We start from the raw sequence: 20,492 nt of genomic DNA, 5'->3' as shown, positions 1-20,492 counted from the left end.
ACGGTAGTGCAGACAATTTTTTGCACTTACAAGTTTATCCTATACGACAGCCGTGATTTGAAAGTTAGTTTTCAGAATCAACCTTGAACTTAGCAAGTTCGTCGGCAACGCCTTTAACGCTCTTTACGCTTTCTTTCGTAAGTTTATTTACGTTCTGCATAGAATTGTTCAATCCGTTAACACCAGATGTAATTTCTTCCATTGCACCGTTAATTTCCGTCGTAATAGCAGAAAGCTTAGTCATCTCAGAAAGAATTCTATTACTTCCCTGCTCCATTATTGTCGCGCTGTCACGAACGTCGTTCGTAATGCTGTTAATTTGATGAATCGCATCGATAACCTGCTTACTTCCCGCACTCTGTTCGTCCATGGCACTCTTAATTACGCTTTCCTGATGGTTAACAGTCTGCGTGTGCTCAAAAATAACGTTGAACTGTTTCTCCATCTTCTGTGCGCCCTCTGTAAGGCTAACAATCATCTCGCGAAGATGCTTCATAACATCGCCAATCTTCTTACCCTGATTATTAGAATCTTCGGCAAGGTTACGAATTTCATCCGCAACGACCGCGAACCCAGAACCAGCAGCACCTGCGTGAGCCGCCTCAATAGCCGCGTTCATAGCAAGCATGTTTGTCTGGCTCGCAAGGTTACGAATAATGTTAGAAGTCTCGATTAAGGCAGCAGACTCCTCAGCAATCTGAGAAGTTGTCGTTACAGTCTCTTTTACGATTTTACGACCGGTCTCAGCGGAATCGGCAAGCTGTTTTACGTTCTCGGCATTCTTCTCAAGGATTCCGGTTACAGAATTGATATTGGCAACCATCTCCTCAACAGAAGAAGACGACATCTCAACGCTTCGAGCCTGCTTCTCAACATTTACGTTAAGTTTTATAACGTTGTCGGCAATATCGACAATGCACTCACTAGTCTGCTCAACACCCTTAGCCTGATTCTTTATCTGAACCTGAACGCTATTAATGTTTCCGTTAACCTGTTCCATAGCAGCGGCAGAGTCGTTCATAATTTCAGAAAGTGAATCACTCTGAGAGCGCATATTGTCCGTCTGCAAAATGATTTTCTTCATTGCATTTGCAATTTTTTTAATCGTAAGGTTAAAGTAACCGCTAAGAAGTCCAAGTTCATCCCTGTCTTTTACGCCGACAGGAATCTGAACGGTAAGGTCTCCGTCGCCCTGAGAAATATTTTTGAGCAGGAACGTAACCTGCAAAAGTCGTTTTGTAATCGAATGAGCGATAATAAATGCCATTGCAACAGAAAAAATAAATCCGATTGCAAGAACAATCGCAACGATTGCAAGAACAGCATTTGTAGACGCATTGATTATCGAAAGCGGAATGATAATCGCATAATCAACATTGTACAAATCATTTTCGGAAGAAACTTTTCGAACCTCAGACCACTCTTTTCCAAAAATCTTCTCCTGGCTGATGCCAAAGCTGCCCGGAATGTAACCTTTCAAAGATTCAATTCCCATTTCATCGCAGCTCTTAAAATCAATGTTTACGGAATAAGGATTCAAGAGGACGTTGCTATTTTCGTCTATCAAAATGAATTTAATGTCACCCATTGAAGTTTCGTCACCAAAAAGATTGACGAAGATTTCTGCACCAATTTCAAGAACAGCAACACCAAGAACCGAACCGTTCTCGTCATAAATCGTCTGCGCACCGGCAACTACGATTTGACCGTCAGCCTTTTTGTAGAGCGGTGAAAAATATGTAATTTTCGGATCGTTTTCCAGAGCACGGTCGTACCACAACTCTTTGTCAGATTCAACAATGCTGTTCTCAGGAAAACTTACGATTTCACCGTCATCATAAACAACACCGGCAGCAACGATATGCTCGTTACTCTCTTTGATTTTTCCCGCAAGGTCAAAAACCAAATCTGCATCTTCATCGCCGGCATTGGCAAGAAGATTTACGGTTTTGTCCAATCCCACAAAATAGGAATACAAAACCTCGTCCATAAGGTGCTGGGTGTTAGAAAGACGTTCCGTGAACTGAATTTCATTAACGACTTTGACTTGCCTAAAAATCGTAATTCCTAAGCCAACAAGCAGAATTGTAGTCATCGCTGTGATTCCGATGATTACACGGAATGCAATTGAATGAATTCTTTTCATATTTAGTTCAGACCGTGACGGAACTTTTAATTTTTGTGTACCCTCTTGTTTTTTCGCTGAAACTTTTTTTCTAAACTTCATAAACAGACTCCCAATTGGTAATACGTTTTCCTTTCTATTATATCATAAAATATATTTTTTATCAGTGCTTTTCATAAAAAAAATATTAAGATATTTTTAGGTTTTTTTACAGATTATGGCCAAAAGTGCATGAACAAAATAAAACCTTGTGTTATACTCTAGAAAAAGTTTTCGTTATATTAAATAAGGAGTACATATGAAATTAACCAAACTTCTTGCCCCTATGGCATTTGCACTGACAATCTCTTCATATGCGTTTGCAGACGAAGCTTATGACGTTATGAAGAAATTCTCAACGCTTAAGGCACCGGACTACTCAGAATCCCAGATGAACCTTGACGTTATTGAAAAAAGCGGAAAAGTAGACCATCAGGTTATGATGCAGTACGGCAACAGAAAAAACGGGCTTATCAACACGGTTTTTGAATTCGTAACCTCAAAAGAAAGCAAAGGAACGCGAGTTCTTCAAATGGAGAAAACAGCAAAAGACGACGACAGATGGATTTACATGCCTTCTCTCCGTCAGACACGCCGAATTCCTTCATCAGAACGCTCAAAATCTTTCGTTGGCTGTGAGTTCACTTACAACGACATGTCAATTCGCCACGTTGATGACGACACTCACGAAATGGTAAACGCAAACGAAAGCATTACTATCAACGGCAACACGAACGGCGCAAAATACGGAACAGCAACTTACAATTGCTGGAAAATCAAATCTACACCAGTAAAGAAGAGCACTGTTGAATATTCATACAGATATTCTTGGATCGACAAAAACACTTATCTTCCAGTAAAAATGGAATATTACGACAAAAAAGACACTTCTAAGCTTTACAAAACATTCATCATCGAAAAAGTCGAAACAGTAACTGGCGCAACAGGAATTAAATATCCACTTCGTCGCTCTTGTTTGATTACAAATGAAATTACAGGACGAAAAACACGCGTTTCTGTAACCAATATCAAATGGGACAAAAAAATCCCAGACAGCTATTTCACACAGAACTGGCTGACAACAGGAAAGGCTAAATAATGAAAAAGTTACTCTCAAAATCTCTGGCAGTTTTACTTGCCCTCGGAACATTCTCTGCAGCATTTGCAGATGAAGCACATGACGTTATGGCTAAATATTTGGATCTGAACGTTCCAGAATACAGCCAGTCAACGCTCATTATGGACATTATCGAAAACGGAAAAATTGTTGAGCACCGCGAATTGAAGCAGATTGGTGGTGGAGACAACGGTCTTAAAAACACTGTATTCGATTTTCGTTCACCTGCATCTGTAAAAGACACCCGCATCTTGCAGGCAGAAAAAAGAACAAGGATGATGACAAGTGGGTTTATCTTCCATCTTTAAGAACAACCCGCCGAATCGGTTCGGGAGACCGCTCAAAACCGTTCGTTGGCAGCGAGTTCACTTACAACGACATGGGCCGCCGAAAGATTACCGACGACAAACATGAAATGGTAAATCCAAACGTTTCTGTTACTATTTCCAGCAAGGACTTTGGTTCATTCACTTACAACTGCTGGCAAATCAAGGAAACTCCGATTCCGTCAAAGGCAAAAGAAGTTGAATACGCTTACCGCCATTACTGGATCGACAAAAAGACTTACATGCCTGTAAAAATCCAGAATTTCGACAAAAAAGGCACGCTGCTGAAAACTATGGTCATCGAAAAACTCGAACAGACCAAAGGAATCAAGGGTACTTACCAGGTTCGCCGTGCTGTAAACGTAGTTAACGAAAAAACAAAGCGCGTAACTCACCTTTGGATTAAGGACTACAAGTGGGATCAGAAAGTTTCTACAAGCTACTTTACACAGCAGTGGCTCATAACAGGAAAGATTAAATAACGGGAACCTCCAAAAATATCCAAAATTTAACTTTTTAGAGATACCCTAACGAACAAAACAAGAGGTTTTTTATGAAAATTACAAAGAAAATTTTAGGAGCTGTTTCTGCTGCAGCATTGCTCAGCGCAGTTCCAGCATTCGCACAGGATGCATCTGACTTCGGATTTGGCGACGCAACAGCCACAGACGGAGAAGAAAGCTCGGACGGTGCAGAGGCTTATGTTGAGCCAAAACTCGAATGGAGTGGCGAAGCTGGCGTAAACGCTCGCGCATGGATTGACACAAACGAAGGTTACAAGAGCGCAAACGATGTTTCTACAAAGACAGGAACAGAGGCTAACGGTTACCTTAAACTCGATTTGAACTACAACGGTTCAAGCACAGACTTTAACGGAAAATTGAAGCTTGACACGGCAACAATCAAGGACAACCCAGAGGACGTTCTTGAAGAAGTTACTGTTCGCTCATACCTCGGAAACTGGCAAGTTGAAGCCGGCAAAATGAAGAACGTTTGGGGAAAAGGCGACAAACTCCACGTACTCGACAACTTTAACGCAAACGACTACACAGACTTCGTTTTCCCAGACTACATTGACCGCCGAATCGCTGAACCAATGTTCAAAGTTTCTTACGCAAGCCCAAGCTCAGGCGACTACCTCTCAAACATCAAACTTGAGGGTGTTTACACTCCAATGATGACAGCCGACAGATTTGCAAGCGACGGTGTTCTCGTACCATATTCAATGACAAATTTAACGAACACTGTAACAGGCATCGTAAAACACAACGCCGCAATTGACCTTAGCTCATCATTAGGCAACCAGGACTACGCAGGCATCGTTGACGGTCTTCAAACTATGTCTTCTTTCTCTGCAGATAATTTGTACGAGGACAACATCAAGACTCTCAAATACGGTCAGGCAGGTGCAAGATTCACAGCTACATTCAGCGGAATCGACTTTGGTGCAAGCTACTACTACGGTCACTACAAACAGCCAAGTGCAAACCTTGGAAATTTTGTTGATTCAATATCAAATGCTATACAGTCAGAAGTTGCGACAGTACTCGCAGACTCAACAAAACTTAACGCAAACGATGCTCCATATCTTTATGCACTTGTTACAAGACATAATCAAGAAATCGCTACTACAGCAGCAGCTTTGATTGCTGCCGGACAAGCAACAGAGACAACTGCACAGGCATTGGCAACAAAAGCTATTATTGCTAAATATGCACAAGCAGAAGCTTCAACATATGTGGGAACAGGAAATCAAAAACTTGAACTTCCTTCACTCAACTATGATCAGGTACAGGTATTCGGTCTTGAAGCTGCATTCGTTCTCTGGAAGTTCAACACTCGCTGGGAATTCGCTTATAACCTTACGGAAGATACAGCCGGAGACAATCCGTGGATTAAGAACAACTCAATCGGCTGGGTAGCAGGATTCGATATGGACCTTCCAATCCACAACCTCAACATCAACGTTCAGGAATCAGGAAGTTACGTTCTTAAAAATGATAAAATCGAGGACGGAGCTTATAAAACTTACGATGTTGATTACAACTCCGACGGAAACTACACAAACAACCAGCTCGTTGTAAATGTAAGCGACAAATGGCTTTACGAAAAACTCACAACTGAGTGTACAGTAATCTACGGAATCGAATGCAAAGAATGGTGTGTTCAGCCAAAGATTTCTTACAACATCTTTGACGGTCTTACATTCATCGCACGTGGAGCTTACATCTACTCTAACAACGAGAACGGTCAGTTCTACAACTTTACACAGCAGAACGACAAGAACCACAACATTTCTTTCGCACAGCTTTCTGTACAGTACAAGTTCTAATAAATCGCATTGTCACACCGAAATAAATTCGGCATAACGACAATTCTTAAAAAGGCTGCCCAAAAACAAAATCGGGCAGCCTTTTTTTGTCCAGCACGCTCTCACCTTCTACCCACGGAAACAAAATGAAATATTCAAATGGACACACCAAATTAAAAATCTATTGGGCGGTAACGGAGGCGGGGCAAAAAAATGATTCTGGGCGGTGCGAGCGTAGCAAGTCAGATACAAATTCCGCTCAGCCATTATTTTTTGAAACCCCGCAGTGGACGACCAATAGATTTTTACATCGGTAAGTTCACTTGGAATGACAATTTTTTCATTTTGCTTTATCATTCTGATTATGAAATACGGATTTTTTCGCGCGGCAAGCGCAACCCCACACCTTATTGTGGCAGACACAGACACAAACGCAATCGAAATAATTAAAAACGCAGAAGAAGCTAGCAAAAACAGCGCAAAACTCGTTGTTTTTCCAGAACTTTGCATAACAGGCTACACCTGCTCAGACCTTTTTTTTACAGACAACGCTCCAAACCAGTGCGGTACAGGCTCTCCAAAATATCGCCTCAAAAACCGCGTCTTTGAACACAATCCTCGTGCTCGGACTTCCAATTTGCGACGGCTCCTCTCTCTACAACACGGCGGCAATTGTCTTCAAAGGAAAAATCCTCGCAATAATTCCAAAATCATTCATTCCAAACTATGCGGAATTCTACGAGCGCAGGCACTTTAAGCCATGCTACGATTTTGGCGAAAACAAAACAATTTTTGTCTCTAAAGAAAACCCAAAAGTTCCATTCGGAACACGAATCCTTATAAAAGACTCAAGTAACCCACTTTTCGCGCTCGGAATTGAACTTTGCGAAGACCTTTGGGTTCCGCACTCCCCTTCAACCGACCACGCACTCGCAGGAGCAACGGTAATCGCAAACCTCAGCGGGTCAAACGAAATCATTGGCAAGGCAAGCTACAGAAGAACGCTCGTCTCGGCTCAAAGCGCAAAAACCGTGAGTGCATACATTTACGCAAATGCGGGCAACGACGAAAGCACCACGGACTTAGTTTTTTCGGGACACAGCATACTTTCAGAAAACGGCTCGATTCTTGCCGAAAGCAAACTCTTTGAAAATTCGATTCAGTACGCGGACTTCGATTTGGAGAGAATCTGGCACGAACGATACCGCACGACAACTTTCGCAGACTGTGCCGCAAACTTGCGAGACGAATACGAGATGATTCTAGTTGACTTATCCGAAAACGACAATTTGAATCAGTCAACAGACGAACCAGAAAACTTCACCCGAAGAATTGCAAGAACGCCTTTCGTTCCTGCAGGCACAACAGAAAGAAACGAGCGCTGCAGCGAAGTTATCGAATTACAGGCACAGGGACTTGCAAAAAGACTCCGCCACACGCACGCAAAATCTGCCGTAATCGGCTTGAGCGGCGGATTGGATTCAACGCTCGCACTTCTCGTAACTTGCCGCGCATTCGACCTTACGGGACTTGAACGCAAGCAGATTCAGGCAATCACAATGCCTTGCTTCGGAACGACCGACCGCACTTACAACAACGCATGTCTTCTCGCAAAAAAAACGGGAGCGACTTTAAGCGAAGTAAAAATCGCAGAGTCAGTCCGACAGCATTTTAAGGACATCGGGCACGACGAAAACGTTCACGACGTAACTTACGAAAACTGCCAGGCTCGGGAACGCACACAAGTGCTTATGGACGTTGCAAACAAAACAGGCGGACTTGTAATCGGAACCGGCGATTTGAGCGAGCAGGCTCTAGGCTGGGCCACCTATAACGGCGACCACATGTCAATGTACGGAGTAAACGGCTCGATTCCCAAAACGCTCGTACGCTATTTGGTTCAGTGGTTCGCCGACGAAGCAGAATACAACGGAGACAAAGAACTTTCATCCGTACTCAAAGACATCCTCGACACCCCTGTAAGCCCGGAACTTCTTCCTCCAGACGGAAAAAACATCGCACAAAAAACAGAAAGCATCGTCGGACCGTATGAATTGCATGACTTTTTTCTTTACTATGTCCTTCGATTCGGCTTTTCACCAAAAAAAATACTTTTTCCTCGCGGAACGTGCATTCATAAAGCAGGAAGAACACCTTGCTTATCCACGCACAGAAATAAAAAAATGGCTCGTATCGTTCTACAAACGTTTCTTCGCACAGCAATTCAAACGAAGTTGTATGCCAGACAGCGCAAAAGTCGGTTCGGTAAATCTCTCGCCTCGTGGCGACTGGAGAATGCCAAGCGATGCTTCGGGTGCAATGTGGATTAAAGAAGCCGAATCAATCGGCACGGAGGAATAATGCTCAGCTACATTCATTCGTTCCACGCGGGAAACCACGCTGACATTCTAAAACACGTAACACTCAGTTTGATTTTGGAGCATCTTTGCAAAAAAGAAAAACCGTTCACAATAATCGACACTCACGCAGGAAGCGGAATTTATGATTTGAACGACGAACGCCTTCTAAAAACTGGTGAAGCAGAAAACGGAATCAGCTTGTTTCTCAAAAAAATTTCTGACGCAGAAAAAAACGGTGAATTTTCAGAAGAAATAAAAATCCTTGAACCGTACCTAAAAATTGTGCGACCATATTTTGAAAAATCACTCTACCCTGGATCACCATTGATTGAGAACACTTTTTTGCGGCAAAGCGACGTTCAGATTCTCTCGGAACTGCACCCAAAAACAATCGAGGAATTAAAAGAAAACGCACGCACGTTCAAAACTCAGCCTCAAATCCACTACAGGAACGGCTACGAACTTGCACGCGCCATAACCCCGCCAGAAATAAAACGCGGGCTTTGCGTAATCGACCCAAGTTTTGAGGAAAAATCAGACTACGAAACCTGCGGAAAGTTAATCGCGCAAATCCACAAAAAATGGCCGGTGGGCGTAATCGCACTCTGGTACCCGCTTGTCTCACACCGCAAAATGGAAATTTCCGCAATGAAAGAGACAATCGCCTGCTCCGCCCCAGATTTGGACGGCAAAACTCTCGACTTAGAAATGCAAGTAAAAAACGAAGAAGAAATGACCGGCCTTGCCTCACTCTACGGAAGCGGAATGTTCATCATAAATCCGCCATACCAGCTTGAAGAGCAAATGCAAAAAGTCATACCGTTCATAAAAAAAATTCTGACTGAATAGGAAAATTGCAACAAAGTTGATTAAAAACAAAATCAAGTTTGTTATACGAACATGTTTCGGCATCTTTTGTATTACGGATTCTGAAACAAGTTCAGAATGACAATTTTCAAGCTGCTCTGCTATAAAACAAAAAACACGACCCAAACCGAGCCGTTGTTTTTTTTATTCAGTCAAACTATTTACCAGCGATACGCTTAGTTTTTCTGCTGAGCTTCAAGAGCGTCAATATAAGAAAGGTTCAAACGTCCCATCTTATCAACTTCAAGAAGTTTTACAGGAATCTGCTGACCCTCTTTAAGAACGTCTGTTACCTTTTCAACTCTCTGTCGAGAGAGCTTAGAAATATGGCAGAGACCTTCTTTGCCAGGAAGAATTTCTACGAACGCACCGAATTCCATAATACGTTTTACAGTACCATTGTAGATTGTTCCAACCTCTGGATCCTCACAAATTCCCTTTACAGCAAGACGAGCTTCTTCAGCTGATTTTCCAGTCTTTCCGTAAATCTGAACAGTTCCGTCATCCTCTGTGTTGATTGTAACCCCATACTGAGCGCAGAGAGCCTTGATGTTTTTTCCACCAGGACCGATGAGCGCACCAATCTTATCTGGAGCAATCTTCATAGAAAGGATTTTTGGAGCGTAAGGACTTATAATCTGTGGCTTGTCGATACACTTTTCCATGATAGAAAGGATATGGAGACGACCTTCCTTAGCCTGAGCCAAAGCCTTCTTCATAATCTCGGTTGTAACACCGGCGATTTTAATATCCATCTGGAAACCAGTAATACCGTCTTTTGTACCAGCAACTTTAAAGTCCATGTCACCGAGATGATCTTCTTCACCAAGAATATCAGAAAGAATCTGATATCTCTCGTAATGCTCACCCTCTGTAATCAAGCCCATTGCAATTCCGGCAACCATTTTCTTCATTGGTACACCAGCTGCAAGAAGAGCAAGACAGCCACCACAAGTAGAAGCCTGTGAAGATGAACCGTTAGACTCCATAATTTCTGAAACAACACGAATTGTGTATGGGAATTCAGAAATCGAAGGAATCATTGGAGCAAGTGAACGACGAGCCAAGTTACCATGACCAATTTCACGGCGACCAGTTGTCAAACGACCAACTTCACCTACAGAATATGGAGGGAAGTTGTAATGAAGAATGAAGTTCTCGCTTCTCTCGCCATCAATATCATCAAGCACCTGTGCATCGAGCGCAGTACCGAGCGTACAAACTGCCAAAGACTGAGTTTCACCACGTGTAAACAGAGCCGAACCGTGCGGACGCGGAAGAACGTTTACCTCGCAAGTAATAGGTCTGATTTCATCGCATTTTCGTCCATCAATACGAACGCCCTTATCGAGAATAGATTTTCTCAAAAGGTTGTACTGAATATCATCGAAACAAGCATCGAACAACTTTTTCTGAATCTCATCAGCAAGCTGCTCTGCATGATTCTCAACGACCTGCTTTTTAGCTTCAGCGATTGCTTTTCCACGGCTAATTTTGCTGTCCTGGAAACAAGCTTTTTCCAAGAGAGGTGTTGCTTCGGCAATAATCGCATCTTTATTCTCAAGTTCTACGTTAAGAGGTGCCAAAGGCAATTTCTCTTTTCCGCATTTTGCAACGAGCTGCTCCTGCAACTCACACATTGCAGTAATGAATCCCTGAGCCTGCTCAAGAGCACCGAGCATTACATCCTCAGAAACTTCATTAGCTCCACCCTCAACCATTGTAAAACCGTCTTTAGTTCCGGCTACGACGATTTCAAGCTGAGCCTTTTCCTGCTGCTGGAATGTAGGATTAATAACATAATTGTTATCAATGTAAGCTACACGGCAAGCAGCTACAGGTCCGTGGAACGGAATATCAGAAATTGATACTGCGGCAGACGAAGCGATTACCGCAAGAATATCTGGTGGATTTACGCCATCAGAAGAAACGCAAGTCGGAACAATCTGAATCTCACGACCAAATGCAGGTTCAAAAAGAGGACGCATAGGACGGTCGATAAGGCGAGATACCAAAATCTCCTTATCCTTCGGTCGTCCTTCACGCTTAATGAATCCGCCAGGAATTTTTCCAGCTGCGTAGTATTTTTCGTTATACTCAACAGTAACTGGAACGAAGTCCAATCCCTCTTTTACTTCGCTAGAAGCACAAACCGTAGCAACGATAGCAGCACCACCGAACTGGGCATAAACACAACCGTTAGCCTGCTTACCGATTTTTCCGGTTTCGAGAATCAGTTCTTCATTTCCAATTTTATATGTAACTCTATTTACCATAGGTCAACCCCAGCTTATTTGCGGAGACCAAGATCACTGATAAGCTGACGATATGTAGCAAGATCCTTTCTCTGAAGATAGCGAAGAAGCGAACGGCGAGCACCAATTACTTTGAGCAAGCTTCTTTTTGCGCTTGTGTCTTTTGGGAAGTTGTTTGAATGAGTTGTGAGCTGTTTAATTCGCTCTGTGAGGATTGCAATCTGAACTTTTGTGTTTCCTGTGTCTGCCTCGTTTGCACCAAATCTTGATACGAGAGATGCTGTTGTTTCTTTTGTAAGTGCCATAACTTACTCCTTAAAAAAATAAAATATTTTTCTGGATTTTACTGTGCATCGAACCGAATCGACCGAACAAAACCGCTAATTAATTCATCGGAGAACGCCAGATGAAGATGACGATTCTCAAATGTACAATCAGAACGATATGCACGGACGCTCTCAGCTGAATGAGCTTCACCAGATTTATGCCCAATACTGGACATTATTACCAAAACTTTGTATTCCCCGCTCGGAGGAACAACCTGAACGCCTTTTACGTCAGCAGTCAGGATTTTTTTATTGCCTTCGAATGACTTCTGCCATTCAAAATCAGAGCAGTCCAACATGAACGGACGCTCCAGCATATATTTTGCAGACTTAAAATCTTTATCCAAAACGCATTTTCGTATGCGAGAGGAACTGACTTTTTCTTCTCCATAAAAAACAGGAGCGATTGTCTCCAAATCAAAACCGTTAGAATTGCCAAACTCTTCGATTTGAGCCATATCAGTAGAACTTTTATAGCCGCAATGAAAATCTTTTCCCTCGGCAAGAAACTTCATTCCACAGAATTTTATCAGCATAGATAAAAAATCAGTGCCAATTATTTTACCGAATTCTGGAGAAAAGTCAATAACCACCGCAAATGCAAAGCCCTTCGCCTCAATCGCGGCAAGCCTTTGAGAAAGAGAAGCAACGTCGCCGGCATAAGTGTCGGGATGCTTAAAACCTCGCAAAGATTTTTTAAAAGTGATTACCCCGGGAACCAGAGGATTCGCGCACTTCCGCTTTGAAAGCACCGACTCAAACAATTCGTTGTGCCCTATATGGGGGCCGTCAAAACTTCCGATTGTAAGGGCCGTACCTTGTTCCAAATATTTTTTGCAGAATTTGCCAGAAACCACATCGTCCCAGGAATACACGCAAAACCGAGGGCGAGGAGGAATCACAAAGCCATAAGAAAAACGACGCCCTTTTTTTTGGACGATTCCCGCAAAACGCCGGTCTGGATAAAAAACCGCAAGCTCACCGTCATCCGGGGCAGAATCCGAAAAATCAAAGGATTTTTGCGTCAGCGGTCTGCCGTTTCTGTAAGAATCAACAAAATTCTCATTCAGAATCACCGCGCTAAGCCCACAAAGCTCCGAAAGTTCCGCCGTCATTGGCAAAAGTGCATTCTGAATCGCAAGATGTTCGTTCAGCCGAAGCAAACGATTCTTCTCATCATCAAAATCAATTTTTTCATCAACTGGATTTTCAAGTTTATCTTTTCTGGCCAGAATCGCAGAAATCGTGAATTTTTCAAGAGACTCCGCGCCAACGGCATTTTTCAGCGAAAAAGGACCTACAGAAGTCCGCCTTAATGCCAAAAGATGCGCACAAGTTCCGCACTCAGCAGCAATGTCACGCGCCAGAGAGCGAATATACGTTCCCTTCGAGCAATGAACTTCAATTAACGCATATTTTTCGTAAAAATCGAGAAGAAAAATTGAATGAATCGTTATTTTTCTTGCAGGAATTTCAGCAATTTTACCCTCCCGCGCCAAATCGCTGGCCCTTTTTCCGTTAACGTGGAGTGCACTGTAAAGAGGAGGAATTTGGTCAATCGTTCCCGTGAATTTTTCAAGGGAAGCACGAACATCTTCTTCCGAAGGAATTTCTCCAGTTTTTACGACATGGCCAGTCGGATCCAGCGTATCGGTCTCAGAACCGAATTCTATCAAAGCAAGATAAGTTTTGCTAAAACCAGTGATATGAGGAACGAGGTGTGTGAGTTTTCCTGTCAGCACAACAAGAAGCCCGTCTGCAAATGAGTCGAGCGTTCCGGTGTGGCCGACCTTCCCCGTTCCCAAAGCATGTTTTACAGAAGACAGGGACGAGAAACTCGTTTTACCGCTTTTTTTTGCGAGAAGCAAAATTCCGCTTTCGTCATCATTAGTCTTCTTTTTCATTTTTGTCGGATTCAGATGAAACCTCGTCTTTATGCAGGGCTTTTTCCTCGGCTTCGAGTCTGGTAAGTTTGTTAACCATGTCAAAGCCTTCCTTCATGCTTGTGTCAACAACGAACGTCAACTTTGGAAACTGACGAATCGTAAGTTTTTTTGCAATCGAAGACTGAATGAACCCAGCCGCGCTGTTAAGCCCTTCAACGCCTTTTTTTACCTGAGACTCATTCATAAAACTTGAGACATAAACCTTCGCGTACGCAAGATCTCTTGCAACCTCAACCCTATTTATAGAAAGAAAAGTTGAAACGCGAGGGTCTTTTATATTTTGTCGCATAATCAGCTGGGAGATTTCCTCACGGATTTGCTCGCCGAGCCGAAGCATTCTAAATTCACCCATCAGTGTTTATATCCTATAAAATAAAAAAAATGGGGGCTGATATTATATCACGTGGTGATTTTTCAACGCTCAATCACCGTTTTTTAATCAGCCCCAACGATTCAGATTGCCTTACGCCTCTGTAGATTCAGTTTCAGAAGAACCCTCAGCCTTTGCAGCTTCCTTTTCTTTTGCGATTGAATCGCCGAGTTTTCGTGCAACCTCAACATATTCGAAGATTTCAAGAACATCGCCTTCCTGAATATCCTGCCAGTTTTCAAGACCAATACCACATTCAAAGCCGTAAGCGACTTCTTTAACATCGTCCTTGAAACGTTTGAGAGAAGAAATCTTTCCAGTGAATTTTACGACGCCCTCGCGGATAAGGTTTACGCTGCTTGAGCGTTTAACCAAACCTTCGGTAACGTAACATCCGGCAATAACGCCAACTTTTGGTACACGGAAAGTGTTTCGAACCTCAACCTGTCCAATAACTTCTTCTTTGGTGTCTGGTTTGAGCATACCTTCCATTGCGGCGGTAATTTCTTCGACACATTTGTAAATAACGTTGTATTTGCGGATTTCGACCTTTTCCTGATCGGCAAGCAATTTTGCCTTTGGAGTAGGACGAACGTTGAATCCGATAATAATCGCGTTCTCATCGGCAGCAGCAAGGGTAACGTCAGATTCGTTGATTGCACCTGCAGATGAATGGATAACATTAAGGCGAATCTCTGGAGTAGAAAGTTTTTCGAGAGAAGATTTGAGAGCCTCTGCAGACCCCTGCAAATCAGCCTTGATGATAACTTTAAACTCTTTGACTTCGCTTGCCTCAATCGTAGAGTAAAGGTTGTCGAGTGTAACTTTCTTAACAGCCTTCGCATCCTCAAATCGTTTAAGTTCCTGTCGCTTAACAGAAATCGCACGTGCGTCTTTTTCGCTCTCTGTAACCTGGAAAGGATCCCCGGCATTCGGCATTGCCTCAAGACCAAGAACCTCAACAGGCATACTTGGCAAAGCCTCAGAAACACGCTCTCCTCTGTCGTTGAACATAGCTCGAACACGGCCAGAGTAGATTCCCGCAACGAACGGGTCTCCAATACGGAGCGTTCCAGACTGAACGACAACAGAAGCGATAACACCACGTCCCTGATCAACGCGAGACTCAATAATCTTACCTTCCGCACGAGTGTCGAACGGAGCTTTAAGCTCAAGAACCTCTGCCTGCAAGAGAATTGCGTCGAGAAGGTCGTCGATCCCCATGCCTTTGAGAGCAGAAATCTTAACGTACTGAGTGTCGCCACCCCATTCCTCTGGTGTAAGCCCCTGCTCAGAGAGCTGAGTCATTACGCGGTCTGGGTTTGCGTCAGGTTTATCAACTTTGTTAACGGCAACGATAATCGGAACTTTTGCGTCCTTTGCGTGGCTCAAAGCTTCGAGAGTCTGAGGCATAACGCCATCATCAGCCGCAACTACGAGAACTACGATATCCGTAATCTGTGCACCACGGGCACGCATCATTGTGAATGCCTCGTGACCTGGTGTATCAAGGAATGTGATTACGCCCTTAGCAGTCTTAACCTGATAAGCACCGATTTTCTGAGTGATTCCACCAGCCTCGCCCGCAGCAACGTTTGTCTTTCGAATAGCGTCGAGTGTCTTTGTCTTACCGTGGTCAACGTGTCCCATAACCGTAACGATTGGAGGACGAACCTGATAAGATTCCTCGTTTCCTTTGTCGCTCTCGATTACAGTCTCGTCGTAAAGACTTACGAGGTGAACCTCACAACCATACTCGTCAGCAACGATTGTAGCTGTATCACTGTCGATTGACTGGTTGATTGTGACCATCATTCCCATGCCCATGAGCTTGGCAATAATGTCGCTCGCCTTGAGATTCATCTTTTTAGCGAGATCGGAAACAGAAATTGTTTCCATAATATCGATTGATTTTGGAACTACGCTCGCAGGAGTTGTCTGCTTCTTTTTGTAAAGCTCCTCCTCGTCAAAAAGTTCCTCTTTATCTTTTCGATTGTTATAAACCTGCTTTGTTTTTCCTTTGAACTGTTTTTTGTTCGTAGTCGGTGCAGGAATCGGACTAGCCGGAGCACCGCCACCAAAGCCAGGCCTTCCGCCGAATCCAGGTCTAGGTCCGCCAAAGCCAGGTCTTCCGCCGTTTTGCCCACGGTTTCCGCCCTGAAAGTTTCCCTGTCGGTTTCCCTGAAAATTTCCCTGACGATTTCCCTGGTATCCGCCCTGTCGGTTTCCCTGATAGCCGCCCTGTCGGTTTCCGTCGCGCTCGCGGTTCTGATAGTTCTCGCGAGCCTGAGTGCCAGTAAATCCGCCCTCGCGACGCTGACCGCCCCCTTGTCGGTTGTAACCACCGTTATTGTATCCGCCCTCACGGTTTCCGTAGCCGCCACGATAATTATTCTTCGGGCGGTCAGAAAGATTTCCGGCCTTTACATTCGGGCGAGCAGAATTAATCTCGAAAGTTTTCTGCTGTTTTGGGCGATTCTCTGTCTTACTAGCAGCCTCTTGTGGAGCAGTCGAGTTTGCAGCAGGATTTTTTGGAGGAACGGAAGACTGAGCCGCAGACGCACCCGAATTCTTTACAACCGGATGAACTTTTTCATGCGACTTTTCGACCGAATCATTTTTTTGAGCCGGTTTCTTTTTTACGACGACAACCTTTTTCTTTTCCAAACCAGTTTTAGGCGCAGGTTTTCCAGCACCTTCATTTTTAGGAGCAGGATTTTCAGCCTTCTTTTTTGTCAAGACAAACTCTGGTTTTTCTGTTTTTTTCTCTTCTTCTGCCATACTATTTTCTATTCCTCATCCTCTTCAAACTCGAATTCTACACCACAGTTTGGACACTGTGTCATATCGAGTGTAATTTTAGCTCCACATTCAGGGCAGAAATATTCTTCTTCCTCTTCTTCAACCTGATTTTCAGAGGCATCAGAAGAATTTTCTTCCTCAACAAATTCTACAGTATTATGAATAACTTTGCTTACATTTTCAATTTCTTCGAGCGTAAGCCCCTCAAGTTTCTGCACATCACCATTTTCGTAGCCTTCGACAAATTTTTCAATATCATCGAATCCGGCACTCTTCAAGATTTCAGCAACTTTGCTGTCCACGCCAGGAAGTTCAGATACAGATGTGATTTCTTCCGGAGTCTCGTTTTCACCAGCAACTGACTCGCCGTCTTCCGAAGCAACGTTTCCGCCCTCAAAGAGAGACTCGGCAGCTTTTCTTGTGCTGATTTCTGACAAATCAAGTTCGGCAAACTGAGCTTCAGTCTTAACGTCGATGCTCCAGTCGCACAAACGGTTTGCAAGACGAACGTTCTGTCCAGATTTTCCGATTGCAATCGAGAACTCGTCTTCCGTAACGACCGCAAGGGCCTGTTTTTTAGACTCGTCAAGAATAATGACTTTCTCGACCTTTGCAGGAGAAAGAGCATTCTTGATGAACACAGTCGGGTCATCATCATATTTGAGAACGTCGATTTTCTCGCCCATAAGCTCATGAATAACGTTCTGGATTCGGGTTCCCTTCAAACCAACGCAAGCACCAACTGGATCAACGTCCTCGCGATTTGATTTTACGGCAATCTTAGTCCTGTAGCCAGCATCACGAACGATTTTGTGAATTTCGATTGTCTTGTCGGCAAGTTCCGCAACCTCAAGCTCAATACACTTCTGAACGAATTTTGAATCGCTTCGGCTCAGAACGAGCTGCAAGCCAGAGGAAATTTTTTTGATGTCAACAATCAAAGCCTTGATTCTGTCATTTTTATCGTAATGCTCGCGCTGGCTCTGATATTTTAGCGGCAAGTAACCTTCAACAGACTCGCGCTTTCCCAAATCAACGAAAATATTTCCGTTGTGCTCACGCTGATAGTATCCAATTACGATTTCGCCGATTTTGTCTTTGTATTCATTGTACAATCGGTCTTTAAAGCTCTCGTTCAAGCCCTGGTGAGCAGTCTGTTTTCCAGTTGATACCGCCGAACGGTCAAAGCCTTTAGGGTCAACGAGGATTTCAATTTCGTCGCCAAGTTCACACTCAGAGCTGAGCTTTAACGCATCTTCAAGTTCGATTTCGGTTACAGGGTCGTAAACACCGTCAACGATGGTCTTTTTTGAATAAACCAAAACATCTGACATATCAGGTGCAAATTTTACAACACAGTTGTCTGCAGTTCCAAAAGTTCTTTTATAAGCAGCCTTTATTGAATTTTCGATAGTTAATTTGACTGATTCCAGTGAACACCCGCGTTCTTCTGTCAATTCGCGGATTGCATTTGCCATTTCAGACATTTTCTTGTCCCCCCATTAGGTATAATTATAAGTGAATAAATTTTGCTTTTGCGATGTCGTCAAAAAGTACAGTCTTTGTTTCTGCAGGAGCTGAATCAGCAGTTTTGTCCGCCTCCGAAACGACTTCAAGGGTAACGGATTTATCATCAGCCCCAACAAGTTTTCCGCCAATCCAATCTGACGCGCTACGACTAAAAACTCTTATTTCCCGGCCAACAAAGAACTGGAATTCAGCAGCGTTCTTAATATTTCTCTCAAGACCTGGAGAAGTAAGTTCCATATAAGTGTTGTCGTGTCCAAGAAGAGCCTCGATTTTTTCGAGAAGAAGACGATGCACTTTCGAGCAATCGTTAACGCCAATATTCGAAGTTGCATCAGCCGCAGTAATTACCGCAAGAATCTGTACAACACCCTTCTGAGGTGAGATTTTCAATTCAACAAGATGATAACCAAGCGAACTGACAAGCTCCTCACATTCCGTGTAATACTTAAAAGAACTTAATGGTATATATTCCATAACTTCCTGTTTATAAAAAAAATAATGATAACGAATTAAATAAAAATGGACTCGTTGCAACGAGTCCATTTAAATAAATCAATATTAAAATGTTATAGATATGTTAAGGAATAAAAGTCATATTGTCAAGTGGATTTTTTAGTATTCGATTTTTCTTAGGAACAATTACCGCGGCTGCAGGTCTCCTGCATTTCGGAATCCACACTATATGATACTTGCACTCCCATACAGAATTATCCTACAAGCTTTCAATAATATTTTTTCTGCATGTTATCGCAAATAAAAAATCTGATTAAAAATTTTACTATTTTCGAGTATATAATCTCCATCTTCAGTGATTTCTGTTATGTAGTGTATCGAGTAATTGACTTCGATACATTTTGCTTTTACAGGTATAGCATAGCTCTTTAATATTAATTCATCATTATCATAGTTATAGGCAAATAAAATCCAAGCTTCAAAATCTGCCGAATACAGCAGCCTTAAAAGACGTCTTTCATTAGATGTTATTTTGGAAATTTTTTCTGCCGTAATTTCATCATCAAACTCTGTTCCAATAATTTCATCCCCATCCGCATAAATAGAGTTTATTTCAATATTGTCGGCTGATTCTGAAAAAATCATTTTTCCACTTTGGCTTGGATTAAAATTTACCAATAATTCTAAATCTGTCTTAAAATTGTTGGTAACTAGCTCATTTTTATTTACAACTTCAATATTTTGAGCATATGAACAATTCATTGCCAAAAGCATAATTATGCCAAAACAAATTAAATTCTTCATGATTCTCCTCAAAACGATTTCTTGTATTATCCCATCTTGGAATATTAATAATCCGAGATTGGCGTATTTTTTGTTCGCTCACGCCTAGAAACTATAAACAGGGCAAAATCATACAATTCTTTCTGATCGGCTGCCGTCATTGTGGCATACATTTCCAATAAGGCTTCACCCATAGTAGCTTCCGCACTTTATTATGACATAAGGCAGAGAGTTTTTCAGTTTTTTTACGGTTAACAATCCAAAACTAATTAATCATCGTGAAATCTATTACCCTGGTGCAGTTATCCATAGTATAAGCAAGTCCATATTTATCTAAATCAACATAGAAATCATGAAGGTTTTTATACATTTTTACTGTCCCAGTTATTTCATTAGCTAAAAAGTAATTGTCGAAAAAGTCGCTTCCATACAGATACGGGCTAGAAAACTTCCATTCATAAACATACCCTACAAGTTTTCCTTGATTTTTAGAGTTTAATACATAGTTTTTCGTAAAAGGAACCTGTTGAATATAACTACGCTCCGATATTTTTACTCGTAGGCACCAAAAATCTTTTAAAGCAAATAAAAGAAATAGAATTATGATTGGAAAAATTAAATATCGTTTTTTCATATATTAGAAATCTCCGTTTATATTTCGTTTCCATGAATCTGTAACATTATTTATGCGTCCTGTTATTTGCAAAGCAACTTGGCATACATAAAAAAAGCATAATTATGCCAAGTTTGCGCACTTCATAGGAAACGCGGATTTTTTGCGCTTTCTACAAATCACGATTTGGGGGAACACGAACACTTTACCGTAGCTCAAAGTTCTATGATTTTTGGAGTCGTTTTTTTAGTTTTCATAAAATGAGATGC

17 protein-coding genes and 1 pseudogene are annotated in these 20,492 nt (G+C 42.5%); 7 read left to right on the top strand and 11 right to left on the bottom strand.

The window, feature by feature from the left end; genetic code table 11:
- Nucleotides 1-64 precede the first annotated feature (64 nt).
- On the bottom strand, nt 65-2,146 hold the full coding sequence (locus JI65_RS14550; RefSeq protein WP_191017888.1) for a methyl-accepting chemotaxis protein: 2,082 nt from the start codon (nt 2,144-2,146) through the stop codon (nt 65-67).
- 277 nt (nt 2,147-2,423) lie between these two features.
- On the opposite strand from JI65_RS14550, the gene JI65_RS14545 reads away from it, so the two are divergent.
- From JI65_RS14545 to JI65_RS14520, 7 genes and pseudogenes are all read left to right on the top strand, one after another.
- Nucleotides 2,424-3,263: an outer membrane lipoprotein-sorting protein gene (locus tag JI65_RS14545; RefSeq protein WP_191017887.1), complete on the top strand. Its 840-nt coding sequence runs from the start codon at nt 2,424-2,426 to the stop codon at nt 3,261-3,263.
- The gene (locus JI65_RS14540; protein WP_191017886.1) at nt 3,263-3,589 is read left to right on the top strand and encodes a LolA-like protein; all 327 of its coding nucleotides are present in this window, start codon (nt 3,263-3,265) and stop codon (nt 3,587-3,589) included. The genes JI65_RS14545 and JI65_RS14540 overlap by 1 nt, the downstream gene beginning before the upstream one ends.
- Nucleotides 3,490-4,089 (top strand): outer membrane lipoprotein-sorting protein, encoded by a 600-nt coding sequence (locus tag JI65_RS14535; protein ID WP_191017889.1) that lies wholly within the window; start codon nt 3,490-3,492, stop codon nt 4,087-4,089. The genes JI65_RS14540 and JI65_RS14535 overlap by 100 nt, the downstream gene beginning before the upstream one ends.
- A 71-nt stretch (nt 4,090-4,160) precedes the next feature.
- The gene (locus tag JI65_RS14530; RefSeq protein ID WP_191017885.1) at nt 4,161-5,939 is read left to right on the top strand and encodes a hypothetical protein; all 1,779 of its coding nucleotides are present in this window, start codon (nt 4,161-4,163) and stop codon (nt 5,937-5,939) included.
- Between the two features lie 307 nt (nt 5,940-6,246).
- Nucleotides 6,247-6,402 (top strand): annotated as a pseudogene (locus tag JI65_RS17605) (hypothetical protein); the annotation flags it as partial.
- A gap of 100 nt (nt 6,403-6,502) precedes the next feature.
- A complete protein-coding gene (locus tag JI65_RS14525) occupies nt 6,503-8,248 on the top strand; it encodes an NAD(+) synthase (protein WP_277950607.1) in 1,746 nt (581 codons plus the stop codon).
- 30 nt (nt 8,249-8,278) lie between these two features.
- Entirely contained in the window at nt 8,279-9,127 is an 849-nt protein-coding gene (locus tag JI65_RS14520; protein WP_191017884.1) for a 23S rRNA (adenine(2030)-N(6))-methyltransferase RlmJ, read from the top strand.
- Nucleotides 9,128-9,321: 194 nt separating this feature from the next.
- On the opposite strand, the gene pnp is transcribed toward JI65_RS14520, so the two are convergent.
- From pnp to JI65_RS14475, 10 genes are all read right to left on the bottom strand, one after another.
- Nucleotides 9,322-11,421 carry a polyribonucleotide nucleotidyltransferase gene (pnp, locus tag JI65_RS14515; RefSeq protein WP_191017883.1) on the bottom strand — a complete coding sequence of 700 codons (2,100 nt, stop codon included), beginning with the start codon at nt 11,419-11,421 and terminating at the stop codon, nt 9,322-9,324.
- A 14-nt stretch (nt 11,422-11,435) separates the two neighbouring features.
- Nucleotides 11,436-11,705 (bottom strand): 30S ribosomal protein S15, encoded by a 270-nt coding sequence (rpsO, locus tag JI65_RS14510; protein WP_191017882.1) that lies wholly within the window; start codon nt 11,703-11,705, stop codon nt 11,436-11,438.
- 38 nt (nt 11,706-11,743) lie between these two features.
- Nucleotides 11,744-13,630, bottom strand: coding sequence for a tRNA pseudouridine(55) synthase TruB (gene truB, locus JI65_RS14505; protein ID WP_191017881.1), 1,887 nt, complete (start codon nt 13,628-13,630; stop codon nt 11,744-11,746).
- Nucleotides 13,614-14,024 (bottom strand): 30S ribosome-binding factor RbfA, encoded by a 411-nt coding sequence (rbfA, locus tag JI65_RS14500; RefSeq protein ID WP_191017880.1) that lies wholly within the window; start codon nt 14,022-14,024, stop codon nt 13,614-13,616. The genes truB and rbfA overlap by 17 nt, the downstream gene beginning before the upstream one ends.
- 111 nt (nt 14,025-14,135) lie before the next feature.
- Nucleotides 14,136-16,823: a translation initiation factor IF-2 gene (gene infB / locus JI65_RS14495; protein WP_191017878.1), complete on the bottom strand. Its 2,688-nt coding sequence runs from the start codon at nt 16,821-16,823 to the stop codon at nt 14,136-14,138.
- Between the two features lie 8 nt (nt 16,824-16,831).
- Nucleotides 16,832-18,331, bottom strand: a complete 1,500-nt coding sequence (gene nusA, locus JI65_RS14490; protein ID WP_191017877.1) for a transcription termination factor NusA — start codon at nt 18,329-18,331, stop codon at nt 16,832-16,834.
- Between the two features lie 25 nt (nt 18,332-18,356).
- On the bottom strand, nt 18,357-18,848 hold the full coding sequence (locus JI65_RS14485) for an LSm family protein (protein WP_191017875.1): 492 nt from the start codon (nt 18,846-18,848) through the stop codon (nt 18,357-18,359).
- A gap of 270 nt (nt 18,849-19,118) precedes the next feature.
- A complete protein-coding gene (locus tag JI65_RS14480) occupies nt 19,119-19,631 on the bottom strand; it encodes a hypothetical protein (RefSeq protein WP_191017873.1) in 513 nt (170 codons plus the stop codon).
- 44 nt (nt 19,632-19,675) lie between these two features.
- A complete protein-coding gene (locus JI65_RS17600; protein WP_277950606.1) occupies nt 19,676-19,804 on the bottom strand; it encodes a hypothetical protein in 129 nt (42 codons plus the stop codon).
- Between the two features lie 71 nt (nt 19,805-19,875).
- Complete coding sequence (locus tag JI65_RS14475) at nt 19,876-20,244, bottom strand: hypothetical protein (RefSeq protein ID WP_191017872.1); 369 nt, start codon at nt 20,242-20,244, stop codon at nt 19,876-19,878.
- Between the last annotated feature and the right edge of the window lie 248 nt (nt 20,245-20,492).

The organism is Treponema zioleckii (genome assembly GCF_014737315.1).
GTDB classification, from domain to species: domain Bacteria; phylum Spirochaetota; class Spirochaetia; order Treponematales; family Treponemataceae; genus Treponema_D; species Treponema_D zioleckii.
This window is presented reverse-complemented; position numbering and strand designations above follow the sequence as displayed.

Coding starts and splice junctions, on each gene's coding strand:
- JI65_RS14550 (WP_191017888.1), bottom strand. CDS start 2,146: ATGAAAAGAATTCATTCAATTGCATTCCGTGTAATCATCGGAATCACA.
- JI65_RS14545 (WP_191017887.1), top strand. CDS start 2,424: ATGAAATTAACCAAACTTCTTGCCCCTATGGCATTTGCACTGACAATC.
- JI65_RS14540 (WP_191017886.1), top strand. CDS start 3,263: ATGAAAAAGTTACTCTCAAAATCTCTGGCAGTTTTACTTGCCCTCGGA.
- JI65_RS14530 (WP_191017885.1), top strand. CDS start 4,161: ATGAAAATTACAAAGAAAATTTTAGGAGCTGTTTCTGCTGCAGCATTG.
- JI65_RS14520 (WP_191017884.1), top strand. CDS start 8,279: ATGCTCAGCTACATTCATTCGTTCCACGCGGGAAACCACGCTGACATT.
- pnp (WP_191017883.1), bottom strand. CDS start 11,421: ATGGTAAATAGAGTTACATATAAAATTGGAAATGAAGAACTGATTCTC.
- rpsO (WP_191017882.1), bottom strand. CDS start 11,705: ATGGCACTTACAAAAGAAACAACAGCATCTCTCGTATCAAGATTTGGT.
- truB (WP_191017881.1), bottom strand. CDS start 13,630: ATGAAAAAGAAGACTAATGATGACGAAAGCGGAATTTTGCTTCTCGCA.
- rbfA (WP_191017880.1), bottom strand. CDS start 14,024: ATGGGTGAATTTAGAATGCTTCGGCTCGGCGAGCAAATCCGTGAGGAA.
- infB (WP_191017878.1), bottom strand. CDS start 16,823: ATGGCAGAAGAAGAGAAAAAAACAGAAAAACCAGAGTTTGTCTTGACA.
- nusA (WP_191017877.1), bottom strand. CDS start 18,331: ATGTCTGAAATGGCAAATGCAATCCGCGAATTGACAGAAGAACGCGGG.
- JI65_RS14485 (WP_191017875.1), bottom strand. CDS start 18,848: ATGGAATATATACCATTAAGTTCTTTTAAGTATTACACGGAATGTGAG.
- JI65_RS14480 (WP_191017873.1), bottom strand. CDS start 19,631: ATGAAGAATTTAATTTGTTTTGGCATAATTATGCTTTTGGCAATGAAT.
- JI65_RS17600 (WP_277950606.1), bottom strand. CDS start 19,804: ATGGGTGAAGCCTTATTGGAAATGTATGCCACAATGACGGCAGCCGAT.
- JI65_RS14475 (WP_191017872.1), bottom strand. CDS start 20,244: ATGAAAAAACGATATTTAATTTTTCCAATCATAATTCTATTTCTTTTA.